Below are 21,182 nucleotides of genomic sequence, written 5' to 3'. Positions count from 1 at the left end.
TGCATCACACTCTAAGAAATCAAAACTGTTGGGCAGCCAACAACGATAGTGCCGCCGTGAGCCGTGCTGTCTCCCATCCGTGCGGCTGGCTTGCCACCAATCAGCACTTTGGTGCTGCCTTTAACCACTGAATCAGGAGGCCCGACGCACACCGCCATTGAACCGACTGTTGCGGCAGGAACCCCGCCAATCAGCACCGTCGGAGAGCCCGGCGTGGTGATTGGCCCACCGACGTGGGGGATGGGCGGCAAACCGGGGGTGACCATCGGGCAAACGTGCATGTCACCGACTCGTGCAGCGGGCTGGCCCATTAATGACCCCCTTGCACGGTGTGCCATTGGGCAAGCAGGTTTTGTGCACCGATAAACGGGGCGTTATCTGCCGCCAGCAGGACACTCAACTGTTTCAGCGCGCAGTGCAGCATCAACGGGGCTAAATGTGCTTCGGGATAAACAGCCTCAAATTCGTCGGGTGTCATGCTGCCCTGCATCCAGAACAGCGCCAGCCCTGCCGCACCGACTGGGGTATCAAAACCGAGGGTTTCCGCCTGCAGGAAAATATCCCGACGCAGCCCTTCATCGTGGGTTTTCAGCCACTGATTGATGTCGGCCACACACTGGAGAGCCGGTGGATTTAATGGCAACTGTGTGACTTGTTGCACCACCCAGCCGAGCACTTTTTCTGGCGTTTTATCAAGTACCAGGCTGGCAAGCGCATCTTCCCATTGGCCGGAAACCATCAGATTGAGTGCATTTTCATAGCCACTGTCAGCACTGCGATAACCGGCAAAAGCTTCTGGAGTCATTAATTTTTCTTTCATCATCATCGCCTTAACCAATCATGGTCACGCCACCCTTAATTTGCGTCATACCGCTGCCTTTAACTGTCACCATCGCGCCTTTCAGCTCTGCGGTTCCGCTGCCTTCAACCTTGATAGTGGTCGCGCTCAATGTGATGCCAGAAGGGGTGATAGATATCTTGCTGCTGCCCACTTTAAGTTCGATGCTTTGCGTCGATTCAATCACGCAGGCTTTATCGGCTTTCACCTTGCTGCCACCGCCGCTGATATCCATCTGATGTTCGCCACCACTGAGGCTGGCTTTTAAATTACCTTTGATATCAAGCGCGTAATCGCCACTTTTCAGCGTGGTATTGTGGTTGCCTTTTTCCAGCATCAGCGCACGATCGCCCTGTTTCAGGGTTAACGTTTCATTGCCTTTGGTAATTTCAGTTGCACGGTCTTCGCCGATGGTTTCGGTGACTTGCTTGGTGATTTCAGTGATGACGTTATTTTTCACCGTCAACAGCAGATCTTTTTGTGAGGTAATCACCAGGCGTTCTTCGCCTTTTTTATCGTCGAATCGCAGTTGATGGCTCTCTTCAACGCTGCCATCAAGCGAACTACGGGAAACGAATCCGCTGTGATTTTTTTCATCAGGCAGCGTCAGTGGCGGTTTGTTTTGCCCGTTAAATACCGTGCCGGTAACCAGCGGATAATCCGGGTTGCCATGAACAAAACTAACGATCACCTCGCTGTTAACCCGCGGCAGGAACATCGCGCCAAAACGGCCACCCGCCCAGGGTTGCGACACGCGAACCCAGCATGAACTGCCGTCGTCTTTTTTGTGTTCGTTATCCCAGGGGAACTGGATTTTGATACGCCCGTATTCATCGGTATGAATTTCTTCCGATTTAGGGCCAACCACCGTGGCGGTCAAAATACCGGGAATATAAGGTTGAGGCGTGGTGTGCTCAGGCCGCCATGACACGCTGTCTTTCAGCAAATGAATCTGACAATGGAAATCCGGGGTGCTGTCATCAATACTGCTGCTTACCCGCAGATGAACCGATTTAATGCGGTAGTCGCCGTGGCATGACGGATGGTCAGTCAGAGTGAATTTTTCACCGCAGTGCACCCAGAAAGCTGAAGTCTCTGCCAGATATTGCTGACTGTCGGCTTCCAGTTGCTCCATCTTAAGCCTGGCCTGCGCCTCAAGCAGAGAGCGGTTGTCGTGACCGTTGGCATCAACGTAACTGACCCCCTGAACCGCGTAATCCTGGTCGGCCACCTTCGACTCCCCTTCAATACTGGCTGCCTGCTCCATGTTGAAGCCTTTTAACAGCACGGAAGAAGCAGCGAGTGATGAGTGCGCCGACCAGCTTAAAATGCCGTTCCCCTCCCCCAAATCCGTCTGCGGCATAAAAGGCAGTTGCGCCGGTGCCGTGGAATGGTGGCAGGATGGATGGTCAGCCAGCACAAGTTGGTGCTGCCCCGCGGTATGGCTGAAGAAGTAGTAAATCCCCTCTTGTTCCAGCAAGCGGCTGATGAAGTCAAAATCTGACTCGCGGTATTGAATGCAATATTCACGAGGTTTATAGGTTGCACGCAGGCGTAACTCGATCTGGTTGATATTCTGCTGGCGCAACAGCTGGCACACTAAATCAGGCACCGTAATATTCTGGAACACTGCCAGATTACGACCCAGACGCAAGAAAGCCATACGTGGCTCGAGGCGGCCAACAAACGTGCTGATACCATCGGTATTATTCATTTCCACAATATGGGTGATGACGCCATGCACATAACGCTTGCGGCTATTGCGCCCAATCTCACAGGCGACTTCTTTACCGAGGAAACGCCCCATCTGCGCACTGCTTAATTCCGTACGAAACTGGATTTGGTAGCGGAAAGTGGATGAGAGTTGTTCCTCACCTTCAATGCTCATTAATGTCAGTGAATTAGCCGCATCCCCAACAAAGCGGATGAATCTATTGTTCTGCCCTAATACATTTGGCATGTCTTATTTTCCTTCCCGATAGACGGGTAATCGAATGGTGTGCTGGCCCGCTTCAGAGGCGCGCCCAAGACAAATATCCAGGCCAATTTGCCCCGTCCCCAGTTCAGTCATGCCGTTTGAGGTATTTTGGATGAGGATGTCGATATCAAAATCCAGCCCTGCGCCTACATAGTCGCGAATATGAGTCCACAGATTTTTGTAATGTCTGCCTTTTGACAGGAACAGACCGACATCCCGCAACGGCACAGGCCCAAGAGAGACGGTAAAATGCGATTGCCGATCCCAGTAGACACGCCCCAGCATCGGTGCTGAACCCAACGTTTGCGACGGTTGCCCAAGGCAGCAGCACAACGTCGGTTCCATCGATCGCCATTCCCCGGTAAACGGGGTGATTTTTGCTGGCACGGAGAAGCTATGTTTTAGCCACGTTTCTAAATTGAGCATCGAGCGAACCGAATGGGCGAACAAATCGGCATAGCGCAGTTGCTGAAAAGAAGATGGGCTTTGCATCACTCCCGCCAGCGCCTGAACCGCGTCGCTTAAAGGCAGCGTCGCCGAGAATTCGGCCATCGCGTAGTAGTGGTACTTTTGCCAGGCGAGGTAACGCAGGGTGTGCAGGCGGTGGTTAAAAATATCGAGAAACGCTTTAGCGGTTTTATCGCCATAGCGGTAATGGCGTTCAATCAACCATTCGGTGTAAACCGTCGGCAATGCGCCGAGCGCCCCGGTTAACCCAAAAGCCGCGACCTCCACCTGCCACTGATTTTTAGCTAATTGTTCAATCTCGCCGATTTCGCCTGACGGTGTATCAAGCGAAAGTGGGGAAATAAAACGCAGGTTATTTTCCAGTGTTTGCTTGCTTTCAAGCCCCTGTTTTTTCGTCAGATGGCGCAGCATGATGCGCACCTGCTGGAAAAAATTATGCGGGCTAAAACAGATATTCAGAGCCATGACAAGCGACCCGCACGAATCGGCCAGACACGCTGAGATTCCTCTTTGGATTCAATGGCCGTGACCACACGCGTAAAGCTGTTAACCGGTGCATACAACGCCAAAAAACAATCGATAAAGCGGCAAAACAGGAAGTATTCCGCTTCGGTGCTGGCTTCGCTGGCAAACGTAATGCGTATCTCAATACCGCGTGAAAGGGATTGCGGATCCTGCGGGACTAACCTTGCGACGACAGGGGCAGACTCAACGCGCAACAGCAGATTGATCAGACGGGCGATCCCTGGATTATCAACAAAGTTATATAACGCCAGCGTCTCTTTGAGCACGCGTACCCCTTCCGGCCCGCCGATCAGCATATGATTGAGCGAAAGTTGCGAGATTAAACGCCAGCGTGCAGCCTGTTTTAACGGCGGCCTGACCGGAATAGTCGGGCGCGTTAATGCGGTGATTTTCATCCCGGCAATCGGCAATTCCGACTCAAAATCGCCGTCTGGATCGCCGTTACGCATCGTCGAAGGAAGTTCACGATTCGTGCAGGTGAGATTCAGGCTGACGACGTCACTTCCTGGCGTCAAAGGCTGCTCACTGCGGTCGGAAAATGCGATAAACAACGCCGGGACACTTCCCTCGCAGCTGTCAGTTTCGCGGTGCATGCATTGCCAAAAAAGTCCGGGTTCACCATCTTGTGCCGAATGGTCTAAACCAAATAATGGATAAATGGGGCGGGAAAGCGTTTCATTACCTTGTTTACGCATCGCCGAAACGCTATCCACTGACCAGATTTCCATGGCGTTCTGATGGCGAATATCAGGGATCACCAGATACTCCGCGATTTCATGGTCTGGCGTGATGGGTTCAGCGCGATGCTCAAACAAATTAATCGCTGGCGTACAGTTCAACAAAAATAAATTCTCGTTGACCATGGCCGCCATTTTTTCCAGCTGATTGGCAATCGTGCAGCGGTTGAAGGCTATTTTCAGGGTAAATTCACTTTTGCTGCCCGCGACAAAACCGTCAGGTAACGGAATATCAATAAAATGAAATTTCTGAGGAAAAAAGAAATAATCCTGCAACAGGCTATGTGTCGGTGAAATTCTCGAGTCACCCGCGAGCAGATTTTGATTCTCACCAAAACCGATACCACAAATATGCTGGGCAGAAAGCTGATAGCGCTGTTCATCCTGCTGCAAATGAATCGACAGCACTTCACTGCATAACAGCGTGTAGAGAATGTTAACGATATTGTTAGCGCCACTCAGATGGACACGCAGAGAATTCGCGCTTAATGTCGCACCTGGCCAGGTTGTCAGTTTTATATTGAGGTTCCAGCATAACGTTACCTCATCGAGATTCAGATGAGCTTTTGTCAAACTAACCGGTTGAATCATCACTGGATAAACGGTGCGAAAACGACAACTTTGATTCTCACCATGACGAGAGAATAAATACGTTTTGGCCTCGATTAAGTTGCCAGAAGTCAGCGCACTGACTTTGACGTCAGGAGACATTTGTACGATACACACTGAGGGAAACGGCCTCAGCAATTGCGGAGCCAACACATTAAGCAACGCGTGGGTCACTTCAGGCATATCTTCATCAAGACGCTGCTGGATTTGCGCAGTCACCAGCGCGAAAGATTCGATTAATCTTTCGATGTGCGGATCTTCCGACATTCCTTCAGAAATACCTAAACGGCGAGCAACTTTAGGGAAATGACGAGCAAAAGCTTTTCCCTGGATTTTAAGGTAGCCAAGTTCTTTTTGATAATATGAAATGAGTTTATTAGCTAACATGATTAATGCTCTTTAATCCCGAAGGAAAAACTGATTCAACACGTCGTCCCACATGAGGTGATAACGGACATTACCTAAAAAACCTTCTGCTTCAATAACAAAGGAGTTGATATGTTTCTGCGTTTCACCTGGATAAACATTAATACTTTTAAGCCTTGGTTCAAATCGTTGTAATGCGAGTGTAATTCGCGCCTGCATAATAGATATTTTCTCAAGGCGTGAGGTATCGCTGGTGAACACATCACTGACCCCATAATTAATGATTGACTCATTAATTAATCGAATGTTCTCAACATGGTAATTCAGAGGGCGTGAAGACAAAAGAAGCAGTATTTCAGAAACTAATACATCGCTTTTGTCTTCACCCTCCGCATCGTCATATTGATCATTCGGATTATCATCCGCCAGGCGCTGTAGTAAAGAGTTCATATTTTCATCTCAGTAAAACAGTGTGCTTTGCACACTGTTTAATTTATTACAGCTTGGTATTTTCAGTGATATTCCAACCCACTGGACCATATTTCTTGGTTTTACCACCAGGATCGACCATCTGAGTTTCAAATTTAAAGCTGCTAAATACGAAGCTCAGAGTTTCTTGTGGAATATCCCCTGCACTCTGCGCACCGATACTATGACTGGTCAGAATGCAGTTTTCATAGGTCCAGCGAACCATTTCATTATCTTTGTCGTCAGTTTTAACGTTCATCGCAACAATGATTTTTTTAATATTGGTGCCCTGGGCAACCATATTAACCAAATCAGTTGAAGTTGCATCTAGCTCTTTAGAGAAAGAAACAGAATCAAAATTAACGCCATCGCTATTCAACTGACCTGAACCATTGCTAATTTTAGCTGTACTATAAACACCATTATTAACATGACCGATTGAAATCCAACCGTCATATTTTTTATCACTCACACAACCTTTAACACCGTCAATTTGCATGAATAGATTATCAGCACTTGCCATTGATATATTTCCTTTTAACTAATGATTATGCACCTGTAGATGCAGGGAGTTCTGCTACCAGACGCAGTGACATACTGAGTCCTTCCAGCTGAAAATGGGGTTTAAGATAAACCACCGCGCGGTAACTTCCTGGGCTACCAGGAACATCAACGACCTCTACTGTTGCCTCACGCAATGGATGGCTGGCTTTAATATGAGCACCAACATTATCGGAACCGACAACATATTGGTTAATCCATGTTTGCAGGAAATCCTGGCATTCGGATTTGGACATAAAGCTACCCACTTTATCGCGCACAATAGATTTCATATAATGTGCAAAACGCGATGTCGTCATAATATATTGCAGCTGACTTGAAAGTTTGGCATTGGCATTAGCCAATTCAGAATCATATTTACGGGGTTTATTGACTGATTGCACCGCAAAGAATGCGGCGTAATCGGTGCCCTTACAATGAACTAATGGAATAAAGCCAAGGTCGGCGAGTTCTTTCTCACGGCGATCGGAAATAGCCACTTCTGTTGGGCACTGCATCACTTTTTCACCGGTTTGTGAAACAAAGCTATGTGTTGCCAGGGATTTCACCAGCCCACCGCCTTCTACACCACGAATTGCTGCGCACCAGCCATGTTCTTCAAAGGCTTCCACCATACGACCGGCTAACTCATAAGCGGCATTGATCCACAAATAGCTGGAGCCATCATTATTTTCGATAACTTTTTCTTCGAAATTAAACATCTCTACTGGAACTGTTTTCGCCCCATAAGGCAAACGACCGATAACACGCGGAAGTGTCAATCCAACATAGCGGGAATCATCGCTCTGGCGGAAGGACTTCCAGCGAGCATAATCTGAGGTATCAAACAATTTGCCGAGATCGCGTGGACGAGGCATCTCGGAGAAACTGCCCATTGAGAACATTCCCGGGTTAGCGGCCGTCAGGAAAGGTGCATGTGCAGCGGCTGCGACATGAGAAATCTGCTCCAGTAACAGAATATCTTCTGGCATTGCCTCAAATTCAAAATCACCGACAAATGCAGAATACGGTTCACCACCGAAGGTGCCATATTCGCTTTCGTAGATACTTTTAAATAATGACGACTGATCAAAATCTGAAGCTGATTTGAAATCGCGTAACAGCTCTTTTTTAGTACAGTTGAAAACACGCACTTTGGTGTTTTCAGTCACGCTACTTTGTACCAGTTTGTGTAGACCACGCCAGGAAGACTCCATTTTCTGGAATTCTGGAGCCTGAATAATATTACTGACCTGCGCGGAAAGCAGTGCATCTATAGCGGCAATACGCATTTCAATGCTGCCGACTAAATCGCTGGAAATAACAACAGCACCAGAGGCAACTTCTGACAATAAGTTGTCCATCTGAACCTTAACTTTATTACGATCTGACTCACGGCGAATCGCCTGAGTATTATCAATAATTTGATCGAGGAAATCGCTTGTTTGTGCAACTTCTGCGGCATTGATGACTTGAATATCACTCATTCTGCCTCTCCTTCGTCAGAAGTTACTGCACCAGAAGCCGTATTTTGCTGCTGTATTAATTCAAGCAATTGCTCTTTCAGGCGATCATTACTGGCAGTACGGTTGCGCAAGTCACTCAATTGCTCACGCATTTCCAAAAGCTTACGTAACGGCTCTACCTGCATTGCGATATTTTCAGGAGAAAAATCATCAATAGAATTAAATTTAAGCGAAACCGCCAGTTGACCTTCTTTTTGAGGTAAAGCACTTTCAATTAACATGTCAACGGAGGGGTTCATCCCTTCCATAACATCATTAAAATTATCTTTATCGATATGAGTGAAGCGGCGTTCACGTAACGGTGCTTCGTCACTGGCAAAACTACCGACAACACCGATGACTAAAGGCAATTCTTTTTGGATTTGTGCACCACCTACTTCCACATCATAGGTTATTTGCACGCGTGGGGGGCGAGACTTACTTAATTTATGTTGAGTGTTACTCATGTGGTTAATTTACCGTTTGATATTAGTGCAGCAACTAGTAATCCACATACTAAGCGAGATAAACACAACACATCTACTTAATGAGTTATTAACTGTTTATAAAAATCACCTTCATTTCATACATCACCAAATGCCCCCTTACCATCAACACTCCTGCACTTATATTTACTAAGCAGGCAATCCTTGAACAGAAATTAAAAACAGCTTAACTATTTATTAAGCCAGCATTCATTCATGACAAATAATTAATGTCATTGATTAATATCTCCTGATTCAAGTTGTTGGTGCGCCTTAGTACTGGCGCACCAACAGAATACGGGTTTATAGATTTCTCAACATAGATGTGGGTATCGCTGACGCTAATCCACCCGACAACGGCTGATTATTTATCCTGACCAGTAACGACAAGCTTTATGACTGGCTCAAGCAGTTTAGCGACCGCCGCAAAAGCAGGCACCACCACCGAATTACCAAACTGCCGATAGGCCTGAGTATCAGATACTGGAATACGGAACTTACTCCCCTGCACTGCCTCAAAACCCATTAAGCGCGCGCATTCACGCGGTGTTAAACGGCGTGGGCGACATTGCTGATTTTCCGCATTATCAAAATCTGCCTCTCCCAGCGATTTATCCCAACCACGATCCACGAGGATTTCTGCCCCGTCTTTGTAATAACGCGCGGATAACGTACGTGCCACGCTCACTGGGTTATTAGGGTCAACCAGACCGTAGCCAAAACCATTACCCTTCGCCTGGTGTTTTTTCGCGTAATTATAGAGGTACTTCCAGAGTGTTGGCGTGAGAATATATTTCGCATCCACAGTGGGTTCCAACAATTCACCAAACGTCGGGCGGCGTTGCGGATAACATTCGCTGAGTTTGCGCAGTGTAAAATCTTTATGCACATTGAGATCACGACGGAAACCGACCAGCACAATACGTTCGCGATGTTGAGGAAGAAAGTTTTTACCATCGATAATTTTAGGGTCGCCCGCCCCCATGATTGCGGCATCAGAGACTTCATAACCCAGGCTATCCAGTGTTTCCATAATGACGCGGAAGGTGTTGCCTTTATCGTGGCTTTTTAGATTTTTCACGTTTTCCAGCACAAAGATAGCTGGGCGTTTCGCGTCAATAATGCGTGCGACATCGAAAAACAGTGTGCCCTGAGTTTCACAGGCAAAGCCATGAGCACGGCCTAAAGCATTTTTCTTCGACACGCCTGCCAGGGAAAAGGGCTGGCATGGAAAACCGGCCAACAGTACGTCGTGATCCGGCATGATAGCCTGAATATGTGCAGTGGCCTGTTCATCGCTGACGTCAACACGGTGGCTGAGAGTAACATCGCGGATATCCTGATTGAACTGATGATTTTCAGGGCAACAGTACCAATTGGCTTTATAAGTGCGCACCGCGTATTTATTCCACTCGCTGGTAAAAACGCATTGCCCGCCAATGGCTTCAAACCCGCTACGAATGCCGCCAATACCGGCAAATAAATCGACGAATTTAAAAGCGTATTTCCCGTGGTGTGCAGGTAACTGCGGCAACATATTTTGCAGCATGGCGCTTTCTGCTGGTGTCAGCGTGCGAGGCGAAGATTTACGGTTATACCAGCGGTTTAGCGATTCACGTGTCCAGTCGCCGCTGACCTGGCGCAAATGATGGGCCACTGTTTTCTGGTCATAGATTTCCAGAATTCGGCTCACTAGCGCAAAGTCTTCTTCTAGTTGCTGTTGTTGCAGGCGTTGGGATTGTTGTGAGAGTTGCTCGGCAATGGCGTCGAAGTCGTTCATCATGAACCAGTTTAGGGAAAATAGAGTGCAACTCTATCACTGATTTGACCCAGAGAAAAACAGAACAGCCCGCAACCAATGCGGGCATCATTTTAGTTTTAGAACGAAATTTATGAGGACTGTTTGGGGGAGGCGAATTGCTCGACAACACCACGATCGATACCGCAATAATCGCCCTTCAGTTCTGCACACAGCTTGGCCATGTAGTTAACCAAAAAATCAGCATTGAGCCAGGCCAGTTTACGCCCTGCCTCAGTTTGCATGGATTCAGGGAGCTTCAGCAGTTTTTTCTGGAAATGGTCAAGTGCATATGTGGAGTCATCCAACTCACGCCCACACGCTAACGGATCTTCGCTATCAAACAATGGTCGACCCAGCGAACCTGAAATATAAAACACTCTCGCCAGGCCAATTGCACCAAGTGATTCCAGGCGATCAGCATCCTGCACAATTTTCGCTTCAAGAGTTTGCGGCGCAATTTGAGCACTGAAACTGTGAGCACGCACCGCATGAGCAACCGCATCGTATAACGTACGAGGGAAATCGGGAAAATGAGCGTCAAGAATACGTAATGTTTCTTGTGCCGCCTGTGTAGAAGCGAGATGCCGTTCGGGATGGTTCTTTGGCAAATTGACGATGTCATGGAAATAACAGGCGGTGAGTACCACCAGCCAGTCGGCTTCGGTTGTTTCCATGATCTGTTGCGCGGTTTTCCATACGCGTCTGAAGTGGGCCACATCGTGGGCTTTATCGTCCTGCAACCAGTGATGGTGCAAGTACTCTTCGAAACGCTCTTGCCAGTGGGCTATTGGCATACGTGCTCCTTACTTCACAGCGGGATCCGGTACTTAATATGAGTACAAGATCACAAAATTAGCAAGTATCACCGTGACAACAACCCACTTTGGCACGATTTATTCACCTGGCCCGCGTGTACCAGGCGAGCCCACCTAATAATGCGGCTACCGCTCCCAGAACCAGCAACCCCATTAATGCCCCGAGCAGTTTTCCAGCCATCGAACCCATGTCCCCGCTGGTGACATTGCTCACCACCCAGAAGTAACGCAGAACTGCCCAAACCATGTACAGGCAAAATCCATAAAACAACCATAATGCCAATTTCCCACCTGGTGTGCGGGCGGGTTTCGCGTCCATAACGTCTGACATAACTCTCTCAACTGTTTAGTTTGTGTAATGCGATGGATACCCATCCGCTGCATGTGATTTTTATCACATTTATGCCGTTTTATGACAGCCTAAAACCTCTCTATTTAATCCGGAAGATTCTCAAATTGGCAATATATCAGGCCATCCTTCATAATTTTAACAATAAAATTACATTTGTGTATTTATCAACCATTCCCACGTTATTTATTTTATACACCCTTAATATAAAATTTAGCGATAATTAAATACAAAAATAAAAAGACTTATTTTCTAAATGCCAATTCTATCACTCACAAAGACTCATCGATAAAAATGCATTGTGTTTTGATATAAAAAATAGCAAACACATACTCACAATGCATTGGAAATATCCTAAAAATTTATAATTTACTTATTTTTCAATAATATAACCAAATAACGCACTGAAATATTTAGTCAGATTTCAACCAATACAGTTACATGTTTATTTATAAATAAACTGAACTAAGTGTAATAAGATTGCTGTGGATGTTGAGGACGAAATATAAGTAATCATTCATAATAATTATGACTTAAAGGAATATATAAATGAAAAGAACAGCATTGGCATTAGTGATCCCTGCTTTATTGGCAATGGGTTCTGCGCACGCTGCGGAAGTTTATAATAAAGACGGTAATAAACTGGACCTGTACGGCAAAGTTGATGCTCGTCATGTGTTCTCTGATGATTCAGGTCAGGATGGCGATGACACTTATATTCGCCTGGGCTTTAAAGGTGAAACTCAGATTACTTCCGAACTGACAGGTTATGGTCAGTGGGAATATAACATTCAGGCAGACAGCACTGAAGGCGATAGCGGTAACCAGTCATGGACTCGTTTAGGCTTCGCTGGCCTGAAATTTGGTGACTACGGTTCATTCGATTATGGCCGTAACTACGGCGTAGTTTACGACATTGAAGCATGGACCGACATGCTGCCAGTGTTCGGTGGCGACTCTTACACCTATAGCGATAACTTCATGACTGGCCGTGGCAATGGCATGGCGACTTACCGCAACACCGATTTCTTCGGTCAGGTTGAAGGCCTGAACTTTGCTCTGCAATATCAGGGCGCGAATGAAGGATCTAACGGAGCCTTTGATCAGGAAGGCACTAACAACGGTCACAATGACATCAATTCACAAAATGGTGATGGCTGGGGCTTGTCCACCACATATGATTTCGGCATGGGCTTCAGCGCAGGTGCAGCATACGCCTCATCTGACCGTACCAACGAACAGCAAACCGGCTCAACTGCTGGCGGTGAAGATGCAGACGTCTGGACTGTTGGCCTGAAATACGACGCCAACAATATCTATCTGGCCACCATGTATTCGGAAACCCGCAACATGACGCCGTTTGGTGATGTTGATGGGTTTATCGCCAACAAAACTCAAAACTTTGAAGTCACTGCACAATATCAGTTCGACTTCGGTCTGCGTCCAGAAATATCTTACCTGCAATCTAAAGGTAAAGACCTGGCACAAGACTACGCACCAAACAGCGACTGGAACGACAAAGACCTGGTTAAATACGTTTCTGTTGGCGCGAACTACTACTTCAACAAAAACTTCTCCACCTACGTTGATTACAAAATCAACCTGCTGGATGGCGATGACGATTTCTACGCTGCAACAGGCATCTCTACCGATGACGTTGTGGGTGTAGGCATGGTTTACCAGTTCTAATCTGATCTAACCCGTTATTGCTTTACCTCAAGGCTCGCGCAAGCGGGCCTTGCTCTTTTAATTCCCCCGCCTCGCACTCATTTCAATTAGCTACGCTTCTACTGAAATTATTGATATATGAAATAATTTCTACCTCACCGCACAAGCTGTGACACTCGTCGTTGAATGGTGAACGGGTAAATGTTTGAATAATGTCACAGAGAATACACATACTCGTCTTCTCGCCAGCGCTGTTCAGATCGCTGGTCTGGTATTACAGTCACGGTATAGTAGTTTTCCGTTCAAGAGATGACTTTGCGAGCGAGTAACATGATTAAGTGGCCCTGGAAAGCAAGTGATTCATCTGCTGTCGCAGCACTGCCGTGGGAGCAGGCTTTATCTATTCCTGTTCTGGCGACACTCACGCCAGCTGAGCAAGAAAAGTTGACCCGTCTTGCGGATCGTTTTTTACAGCAAAAACGCCTGGTACCTTTGCAAGGTTTTGAACTTGATGAGCTAAAAAGTGCGCGTATTGCATTACTGTTCTGTTTGCCCATTCTGGAGCTGGGCATTGAATGGCTTGATGGTTTTCATGAGGTGCTTATCTACCCTGCCCCGTTTGTTGTAGACGACGAGTGGCAAGATGATATTGGCCTTGTGCATCATCAGCGCGTCGTACAGTCCGGGCAAAGTTGGCAGCAAGGCCCTATTGTCCTTAACTGGCTCGATGTGCAGGACTCTTTTGATGCCTCTGGTTTTAATCTGGTGGTCCATGAAGTGGCCCATAAACTGGATATGCGCAACGGCGACCGTGCCAGTGGAATTCCACTGATTGCCCTGCGCGATGTCGCAGGCTGGGAACATGACCTCCATGCGGCAATGAGCAACATTCAGGATGAAATCGACATGGTCGGTGAAAACGCCGCCAGCATTGATGCCTATGCCGCTTCGGAACCGGCAGAATGTTTTGCGGTGCTTTCAGAGTATTTCTTCAGTGCACCCGAGCTTTTCGCTCCTCGTTTCCCCTCACTTTATCAACGGTTTTGCCAGTTTTATTGCCAAAATCCATTGTTACGCTTGCGTGAGAGTGAAAACAGCCCGACATCTCACGGAAACACGGTGCATTAATTCAACAAGTTGAGCTTAATTTAATCATCTGAATCAAGGTGTTATTTTTGTTATTGACTCTTTTTGAACGTGACGTTACTATTTGCCTCGTTCAAACGATTCCTCTGTAGTTCAGTCGGTAGAACGGCGGACTGTTAATCCGTATGTCACTGGTTCGAGTCCAGTCAGAGGAGCCAAATTTAAGAAGCCTGCTTAGGAAACTAAGCAGGCTTTTTGCTTTTGTGACTTATTACTTTGAGAATCGCCCCCCTCTCCTGTAAGCCCTGCCACATCTGCCTGTGTGACACATCTAACCCTTCCAGTTAAAGTTGTGTAAATGTCGATATTCCACCCTCGCTCGCGATTGCAAACAATAGTGATTATCATTTATCTTGCGCCAGCCCGCAGGGATGCCTCTGCGCACTGAACCCCATTAGTTCAAATCACTCAGGGATACACAACGATGAATGAGTTTGTTCTGCCTCGCACTGGACTGCGCCGTATCACGCTTGCATCCGCACTGGTTTTCTCCGTCAGCCTGCCGGTTTTTGCACAAGACTCACTGACTCTCTACACCACCCGCGAACCGGGTCTGATTCAGCCATTGCTGGATAGCTGGACACAATCCAGCGGCGTGAAAGTCAACACGGTGTATATCAAAGACGGCATGCTTGAGCGCGTCAAAGCGGAAGGTAAAAATTCACCTGCCGACCTGCTGATGACCGTCGATGCAGGTAATCTCATTGATTTAGTTGAAGCAGGTGTGACACAGCCTGTGGATTCTGCGATGCTCAAAACCGCGATCCCAGCCAACCTGCGTGGTGAAGATAACCAGTGGTTCGCGCTATCAATGCGCGCACGCGTACTCTATGCAGACAAATCCCTGCCGATTGATAACTGGCATTACGAACAACTTTCCAGCCCGGAATACAAAGGCAAAGTGTGTATTCGTTCCGGACAACATCCGTATAACACCGCGCTGATCGCGGCGATGATTGCTCACCACGGTGAAGCGAAAACCGAAGAATGGTTGCGTGGCGTGAAAGCGAACCTGGCACGTAAAGCCACCGGTGGCGACCGCGATGTTGCCCGTGACATCCTCGGCGGCATTTGCGATATCGGCCTGGCGAACTCCTACTACATTGGCCATATGAAAAACGCCAAAGAAGGCAGCGATGCGCGTAAATGGGGCGATGCGATTAAAGTCGTGAAACCAACCTTCGAACAAGGCGGCACCCACGTCAACATCAGCGGTGCTGCGGTTGCCCGCTTTGCACCGAACAAAGCTGAAGCCGTGAAATTGATGGAATACCTGGTCTCCGCACCCGCCCAGCAGCTTTACGCCCAAGCCAACTTTGAATATCCGGTACTGAAAGGCGTCCAGCTTGATCCGGTAATTAGTGCGACTATCGGTGAAATTGACGTCGATAAAGTCCCGTTAACTGAAATTGTTAAATACCGTAAACAAGCGAGCCTGTTGGTAGATAAAGTTGGATTCGATCAATAAATCACTTCGTCTTCCGACGTTGCGCGGCCTGGTTTCCGGGCCGCAGTCATTATTAACACCGCTCCATCTTGCTGCGTTGTGTGTCGCATTAGGCGTGCTAATGCCTGTCGTTGCGCTTATCTGGCAGGCGACGCAGGCTGATTTTTCGCACTGGGATAATCTGGTCACATTTGTCCTGCCTTCGGTGCTAAAAAATACCGTTTTGCTGCTGGCAGGCGTGGCCGTGATAGTCGGCGTGATTGGTGTTGGCAGCGCCTGGGCGGTGACCGCCTGGGATTTCCCCGGGCGTAAAATTCTCAGTTGGGCGCTGTTACTTCCGTTGGCTATGCCGACCTACATCGTGGCCTTCGCCTGGCTCGATCTGCTGCACCCTATCGGCCCGCTGCAAACCTTCATCCGATTTTTACTGGGCTTCGACAGCCCGCGCCAGTTCCGGCTTCCCGACTTACGCTCATTGCCTGGTGCGATTATTCTGCTGGGTCTGGTGCTCTATCCTTACGTTTACCTGACGACCCGCGCTATGTTTATCAGCCAGCCAGCACATTTGCTGGAAGCGGCACGTACACTGGGTTGCAGCGCTGCGGGGACCTTCTTTCGTGTCGCGTTGCCGATGGCTCGCCCGGCGCTGGCAGTGGGTATCAGCCTGGCGCTTCTGGAAACGCTCAATGATATTGGGGCGTCGGAATTTCTCGGCGTACAAACCTTAACCGTCACGGTTTACACCACCTGGATTTCACGGTCTGATTTGGCTGCCGCCGCGCAAATCGCCTGCATGATGTTGATGTTTATTTTCTGCATCCTGACGCTGGAATTTTATGGCCGTAAAAAGCAGGGATTCAGCAGCCGTAGCCTGCGTGAGATTCAACCAACAGCAATACGCGGCTGGCGTGGTTGGCTGCTTGCCAGCGTTATTGCTCTGCCGGTCATTCTGGGCTTTGTCGCGCCCGTGATATTTCTGGCCTGGGAGAGCATGAAACGTTTTGGCGAAGAAAACCCACTCTCACCGGCGTTGCTTTCGGCATTGCAAAATACCTTGTTACTGGCGGCGGGAACCACACTGGTGGTGGTTTGTGTCAGTTTGCTGGTGGCGTGGAGTGCACGCCACAGTGCCGCAGACAACGCGCTGCCAGGTTTTCGCCGTGGCGTGATGCGCCTTGCGTCATTAGGCTATGCGGTGCCGGGTACGATTCTGGCAATTGGTTTTCTCACACCCGCCATGGCCGTAGACCGCTGGCTGGCAGATTTGCTGGAGGTGCGTGGCTTGCCGCTGATGTCTGCCGGGGTCTTGCTGGTTATCTGCTGCGCCATGCGTTTTCAGGCCATTGCCATTGGTGCGCTGGATTCCGGCCTGAGCCGCATTCCGCCCTCACTGGAACAAGCCTCCCGTTTGCTTGGCGAAAATGGTGCAGGGACGTTTGCGCGGATTCATCTCCCGTTGCTGCGCCCGGCACTAGTCAGCAGTGCGTTACTGGTCTTCGCCGATGCCATGAAAGAGCTGCCGACGACCCTACTTTTGCGCCCGGTGAATTTCGAAACGCTGGCGACACTGCTTTACGCTGAAGCCGCGCGCGGAACCTATGAAGAAGGCGCCATCGCTGCGTTGATGATTGTTCTCGCAGGCACGCTACCGGTTATTTTGCTGGTTCGTCACCAGATGACTCGCACAGGTTAAAGGAAATATTTATGTCAGAAATTGCGTTACGCCTTCAGGATGTGCGTGTGGCTTACGGCAACAGTCAGCAGCCGGTGCTGAAAGGGTTTTCGATGTCAGTACGCAAAGGCGAGCTGGCATGTTTGTTGGGGGCATCTGGCTGCGGGAAAACGACGGTATTGCGCGCAGTGGCAGGTTTTGAACGGCTGCAAAGTGGTGAGATTTATGTATCGCAACAGCGTGTTGCCGCAGCGGGTGTTCATCTGCCACCTGAAAAACGCAAGGTCGGGATGGTGTTTCAGGAGTACGCGTTATTCCCGCATCTGACTGCCCAACAAAACGTGGCCTTTGGCCTGCGCCGCCTGCCGCGCGAGGAGCAACAAGTCCGCGTGACTCAACTGCTCAAAATGGTGGAACTGCATAGCCATGCCAGCCGTTATCCGCATGAACTCTCTGGCGGGCAACAACAGCGCATCGCTTTAGCGCGTGCGCTGGCGCCGAATCCTGAAATCCTGTTGCTGGATGAACCATTTTCTAGTCTGGATAAACAAACACGTGAACGGCTTGGGCGCGAGGTACGCGATATCTTACGCGAGGCCGGGCAAACAGCGTTGTTAGTGACGCACAGCGAGCACGAAGCGCAACTGATGGCTGACCATATCGGTTATGTGCAACAAGGTGAGTTTCGGGCGGGAGAAAAAACGGTGAGGGTCGAAAGCGTTTAACGCTAATCGCCCTCACGGGAGTTACGCTTCTACGGCATTCAAACGCACTAGCTGCAAAGGCTCAGCCAGCAACTCATCCATCTGCTGTACAAACGCCTGGAAATGCGGTAGCGCGATGTGTGCATCCAGCGCTTCCTGCCCTTTCCAGGATTCACGCATGTAAAACACATCTGGCGTGTCTTCAAGCTGGAACAAGGCGTAATCCAGGCAGCCTTCTTCCTTGCGAGTCGGTGAAATCAGCGCCTGCAACGCAGATTTTAATTGCTCGCGTTGCCCGGCTTTCGCTTTCAGCACCGCAATAATCGACAGCGTATTATCAGCCACGTTTAGCACTCCGTTAAAATTTCGCTGAATTCGAGACGCGATTTTGGCAATGCGGCGTTGAAGTCTTCCACGCTGCGATAACCAATCGGCACGATAACCAGGCTGGTGAAACCTTTTTCACGCAGGCCAAATTCTTCGTCCAGAATGCGCGCGTCAAAACCTTCGATTGGCACCGCGTCGATATTCAGCGTGGAAACACCCAGCAAGAAGTTACCGACGTTGAGATAAACCTGCTTTTCCATCCAGTGCTGCGCATCTTTATAATCAAAGCGATGCATATTCACAAAATAGGAACGCCCTTTGTGCTGCCCCTCCATCGCCTGCTGGCTGGCAAAACGGCCATCGGCATTTTCCTGGTCCAACAGTTTAGAAAGATGCGTTTCATCAATCGCCGTTTTCGCGCAGAACACCACCACATGTGAAGCATCAAGTACTTTGCGCTCGTTGAACACATAGAAACCAGACGTTGCTTTGGCAATACGCGCTTTGGCTTCAGGTGTGCTGGCCAGAATAAAATGCCACGGCTGCGAGTTGGTGCTGGACGGGCTGAGGCGCAGCAAATCCTTCACTTTTTCGATGTTTTCAGCGGTGATTTTTTTGCTCGGATCAAACGCTTTAGTTGAGTAACGTGAAGCTGCTGATTGAATGATATCCATGATGTTTTCTCTATGATTTTTATGTAATTAGAAGCCTTCAAGCACGATTTTACCGACCGCTCGATTGCTTTCAATCAATTCATGGGCACGACGTAAGTTTGCCGCGTTAATCGTTCCGAAATGTTCGCCCAGCGTGGTTTGCAGCACGCGCTGGTCAATTAAATCGGCCACACGAGTTAACAGGCGGTGTTGCTCAATCATGTCGCGGGTTTCAAACATCGAACGGGTGAACATAAATTCCCAGTGCAGAGAAATGCTTTTCACCTTCAACGGACGCGCATCCAGCGTTTCCGGGTCGTCAATCAACGCCAGTTTTCCTTGCGGTGCCAGCACTTCAATCAGTTGGCTGTAGTGTTGTTCGGTTTGGTTAAGGCTGGCAACGTGAGTCACCTGCTTCACGCCAATCCGCGTCAGCTCTTCCGCCAGCGGCTTGCTGTGGTCGATAACATGATGCGCCCCTAAATCTGTCACCCATTTTTGGCTTTGCGGGCGTGAGGCGGTGCCGATAACCGTAATGTTGGTCAGCTTGCGCGCTAACTGAGTGAGGATAGAACCCACGCCACCCGCCGCGCCGACAATCAGCAGCACATCGTTTTCATTGCCCTTTTCTTTCACACCCAGGCGGTCAAACAACAGTTCCCAGGCAGTGATCGCGGTTAAAGGCAATGCAGCAGCAGAGGCGTTATCAATCGTTTTGGGTTTCAGAGCCACGATGCGCTCATCCACCAACTGGAATTCGCTATTGCTGCCAGGGCGCGTCAACGAACCGGCGTACCACACTTCATCGCCAGGCTTAAACAAGCTAACCGCTTCGCCCGTTGCCACCACTACCCCGACGGCATCCCAACCCAATACCCGTGGCTGGTCGGCTTTAAAACCGGCGCGAACTTTGGTATCTACCGGGTTCACCGAAATCGCTTTCACCTCGACCAGCAAATCATGGCCTGACGCGACCGGCGTCGGTACAGTTATCTCGTTCAGAAAGTCCAGATTGCTGCCATCCTGTGCGGCTTGGGTTATCGCGATTGCTTTCATGGGTGCTCCAGAGATTAAAGGGTTCATCGTGTGAATGAACTCATGGTACAAGGTGTGCTGCTGGCGAAAAACAGCCGTTAGAAAACAACACTTATACTCGGAGAGTTAAAATGCTCAGGTTGGAAGACCTCACTTTGTTTGTCAGGGCCGCCGCCTTAAACAGTTTTAGCGACACCGCGCGTGAAGCCGGCTTGCAGCCAGCACAGGTTAGCACCGCGATTAAACGCCTTGAACAAACGCTGAATATCCGCCTGTTTGCCCGTTCTACTCGCAGCCTGCGGTTAACGCCCGAAGGCGAAACCTGGCTGCCGTATGCCATTACCGCGCTGCAAACCCTGGAAGCCGGATTTGAACAAATCCAGCCTGCGAGTGATGAAGTGCGCGGCGTGTTGCAAATTGCGGTGCCGTCCGATCTCGGGCGTAATATGCTGCTGGGCGTATTTCAGGCATTTCGCCGGGAGCATCCGGCACTGCATCTGAAAATTCTGTTTTCCGACCAACTGACCGACGTATTTAAAGATCCAGTGGATGTCGCGTTTCGTTACGGCAATAACGACGATGCCTCATATGTGGCGCTGCCACTGGCACCGGATAACCATCGCGTGGTGGTGGCATCTCCGTCGTATCTTGAACGTTGTGGCGAGCCGAAAACCATCAGCGAACTGGTGCAGCATGAAGCCCTGACCTATGCGATTCGCGGGCGGGTTTATGACAAATGGACATTAAACCTGGATGGCGATGCGCATCATGTGGCGGTGAAAAGCGCGATGATCAGCGATGACGCCGAAGTGATACGCCGTTTAGCGGTGGCGGGGGAAGGGATTGCTTATAAATCATGGCTGGATGTTAGCGAAGATGTCAACGCAGGCCGTTTGAAGATTATTCTGCCGCAGTATCAGGGTGATAGTGTGCCGCTGAATTTGATTTGCCCGCATCGTAAACAGCTTTCAACCACAGTGCGCTTGTTACATCAAGCGGTGAAACAGCGTTGCGACGAGTTACAGATTTCGTCGCGAAAAGTGTAA

The 21,182-nt window shown here is 49.1% G+C and carries 21 protein-coding genes and 1 tRNA gene; 7 read left to right on the top strand and 15 right to left on the bottom strand.

Annotated elements, in window-relative coordinates:
* Positions 1-11: 11 nt before the first annotated feature.
* From MNO13_RS08590 to drpB, 12 genes are all read right to left on the bottom strand, one after another.
* Positions 12-311 carry a PAAR domain-containing protein gene (locus tag MNO13_RS08590; RefSeq protein WP_064545467.1) on the bottom strand — a complete coding sequence of 100 codons (300 nt, stop codon included), beginning with the start codon at positions 309-311 and terminating at the stop codon, positions 12-14.
* Entirely contained in the window at positions 311-820 is a 510-nt protein-coding gene (locus MNO13_RS08585; RefSeq protein ID WP_241939794.1) for a DUF6931 family protein, read from the bottom strand. Before MNO13_RS08585 ends, MNO13_RS08590 begins: the two co-directional genes overlap by 1 nt.
* 10 nt (positions 821-830) lie before the next feature.
* Positions 831-2,798 (bottom strand): type VI secretion system Vgr family protein, encoded by a 1,968-nt coding sequence (locus tag MNO13_RS08580; protein ID WP_241939793.1) that lies wholly within the window; start codon positions 2,796-2,798, stop codon positions 831-833.
* 3 nt (positions 2,799-2,801) lie between these two features.
* Positions 2,802-3,749, bottom strand: a complete 948-nt coding sequence (tssG, locus tag MNO13_RS08575) for a type VI secretion system baseplate subunit TssG (RefSeq protein ID WP_241939792.1) — start codon at positions 3,747-3,749, stop codon at positions 2,802-2,804.
* Entirely contained in the window at positions 3,740-5,542 is a 1,803-nt protein-coding gene (tssF, locus tag MNO13_RS08570) for a type VI secretion system baseplate subunit TssF (RefSeq protein WP_241939791.1), read from the bottom strand. Before tssF ends, tssG begins: the two co-directional genes overlap by 10 nt.
* A gap of 12 nt (positions 5,543-5,554) precedes the next feature.
* Positions 5,555-5,971 carry a GPW/gp25 family protein gene (locus MNO13_RS08565; RefSeq protein WP_121813842.1) on the bottom strand — a complete coding sequence of 139 codons (417 nt, stop codon included), beginning with the start codon at positions 5,969-5,971 and terminating at the stop codon, positions 5,555-5,557.
* A 46-nt stretch (positions 5,972-6,017) separates the two neighbouring features.
* Entirely contained in the window at positions 6,018-6,512 is a 495-nt protein-coding gene (locus tag MNO13_RS08560) for an Hcp family type VI secretion system effector (protein ID WP_064545455.1), read from the bottom strand.
* A gap of 25 nt (positions 6,513-6,537) precedes the next feature.
* Positions 6,538-8,016 carry a type VI secretion system contractile sheath large subunit gene (tssC, locus tag MNO13_RS08555; protein WP_121813843.1) on the bottom strand — a complete coding sequence of 493 codons (1,479 nt, stop codon included), beginning with the start codon at positions 8,014-8,016 and terminating at the stop codon, positions 6,538-6,540.
* Positions 8,013-8,501: a type VI secretion system contractile sheath small subunit gene (tssB, locus tag MNO13_RS08550; protein ID WP_121813844.1), complete on the bottom strand. Its 489-nt coding sequence runs from the start codon at positions 8,499-8,501 to the stop codon at positions 8,013-8,015. Before tssB ends, tssC begins: the two co-directional genes overlap by 4 nt.
* 382 nt (positions 8,502-8,883) lie before the next feature.
* A complete protein-coding gene (locus MNO13_RS08545; RefSeq protein WP_133521822.1) occupies positions 8,884-10,299 on the bottom strand; it encodes a DNA cytosine methyltransferase in 1,416 nt (471 codons plus the stop codon).
* A gap of 110 nt (positions 10,300-10,409) precedes the next feature.
* Positions 10,410-11,114, bottom strand: a complete 705-nt coding sequence (locus tag MNO13_RS08540; protein WP_241939790.1) for a phosphohydrolase — start codon at positions 11,112-11,114, stop codon at positions 10,410-10,412.
* A 103-nt stretch (positions 11,115-11,217) separates the two neighbouring features.
* Positions 11,218-11,454, bottom strand: coding sequence for a cell division protein DrpB (gene drpB, locus MNO13_RS08535; RefSeq protein WP_064545583.1), 237 nt, complete (start codon positions 11,452-11,454; stop codon positions 11,218-11,220).
* Between the two features lie 579 nt (positions 11,455-12,033).
* On the opposite strand from drpB, the gene ompC reads away from it, so the two are divergent.
* The 6 genes from ompC (at position 12,034) to MNO13_RS08505 (ending at position 18,142) form a co-directional block, all read left to right on the top strand.
* Positions 12,034-13,173: a porin OmpC gene (gene ompC / locus MNO13_RS08530; protein WP_241939789.1), complete on the top strand. Its 1,140-nt coding sequence runs from the start codon at positions 12,034-12,036 to the stop codon at positions 13,171-13,173.
* Between the two features lie 309 nt (positions 13,174-13,482).
* Entirely contained in the window at positions 13,483-14,280 is a 798-nt protein-coding gene (mtfA, locus tag MNO13_RS08525) for a DgsA anti-repressor MtfA (protein WP_121813848.1), read from the top strand.
* 100 nt (positions 14,281-14,380) lie between these two features.
* Positions 14,381-14,456: transfer RNA gene (locus MNO13_RS08520), tRNA-Asn, on the top strand.
* A gap of 266 nt (positions 14,457-14,722) precedes the next feature.
* A complete protein-coding gene (locus MNO13_RS08515) occupies positions 14,723-15,766 on the top strand; it encodes an extracellular solute-binding protein (RefSeq protein ID WP_064545440.1) in 1,044 nt (347 codons plus the stop codon).
* Entirely contained in the window at positions 15,750-17,438 is a 1,689-nt protein-coding gene (locus MNO13_RS08510; RefSeq protein WP_232886880.1) for an ABC transporter permease, read from the top strand. The genes MNO13_RS08515 and MNO13_RS08510 overlap by 17 nt, the downstream gene beginning before the upstream one ends.
* Positions 17,439-17,449: 11 nt before the next feature.
* Entirely contained in the window at positions 17,450-18,142 is a 693-nt protein-coding gene (locus MNO13_RS08505; RefSeq protein WP_133521824.1) for an ABC transporter ATP-binding protein, read from the top strand.
* Between the two features lie 21 nt (positions 18,143-18,163).
* Here MNO13_RS08505 and MNO13_RS08500 read toward each other — a convergent pair whose 3' ends face one another.
* Genes MNO13_RS08500 through MNO13_RS08490 form a run of 3 tightly spaced genes read right to left on the bottom strand, consistent with a single transcriptional unit; the run spans position 18,164 to position 20,157 of the window.
* The gene (locus tag MNO13_RS08500; RefSeq protein ID WP_121813850.1) at positions 18,164-18,466 is read right to left on the bottom strand and encodes a putative quinol monooxygenase; all 303 of its coding nucleotides are present in this window, start codon (positions 18,464-18,466) and stop codon (positions 18,164-18,166) included.
* Between the two features lie 2 nt (positions 18,467-18,468).
* Positions 18,469-19,122: an oxygen-insensitive NAD(P)H nitroreductase gene (gene nfsB / locus MNO13_RS08495; RefSeq protein WP_064545432.1), complete on the bottom strand. Its 654-nt coding sequence runs from the start codon at positions 19,120-19,122 to the stop codon at positions 18,469-18,471.
* A 27-nt stretch (positions 19,123-19,149) separates the two neighbouring features.
* Complete coding sequence (locus MNO13_RS08490) at positions 19,150-20,157, bottom strand: zinc-binding alcohol dehydrogenase family protein (RefSeq protein ID WP_064545431.1); 1,008 nt, start codon at positions 20,155-20,157, stop codon at positions 19,150-19,152.
* Between the two features lie 110 nt (positions 20,158-20,267).
* Between MNO13_RS08490 and MNO13_RS08485 the strand changes: the two genes are divergently transcribed.
* Positions 20,268-21,182 carry a LysR family transcriptional regulator gene (locus tag MNO13_RS08485; RefSeq protein ID WP_064545429.1) on the top strand — a complete coding sequence of 305 codons (915 nt, stop codon included), beginning with the start codon at positions 20,268-20,270 and terminating at the stop codon, positions 21,180-21,182.

Source organism: Buttiauxella ferragutiae, assembly GCF_022637515.1.
In the GTDB taxonomy this organism is placed as follows: domain Bacteria; phylum Pseudomonadota; class Gammaproteobacteria; order Enterobacterales; family Enterobacteriaceae; genus Buttiauxella; species Buttiauxella ferragutiae.
Note: the sequence above shows the minus strand (reverse complement) of the source record. Positions and strands in the feature narration are given on the sequence as shown.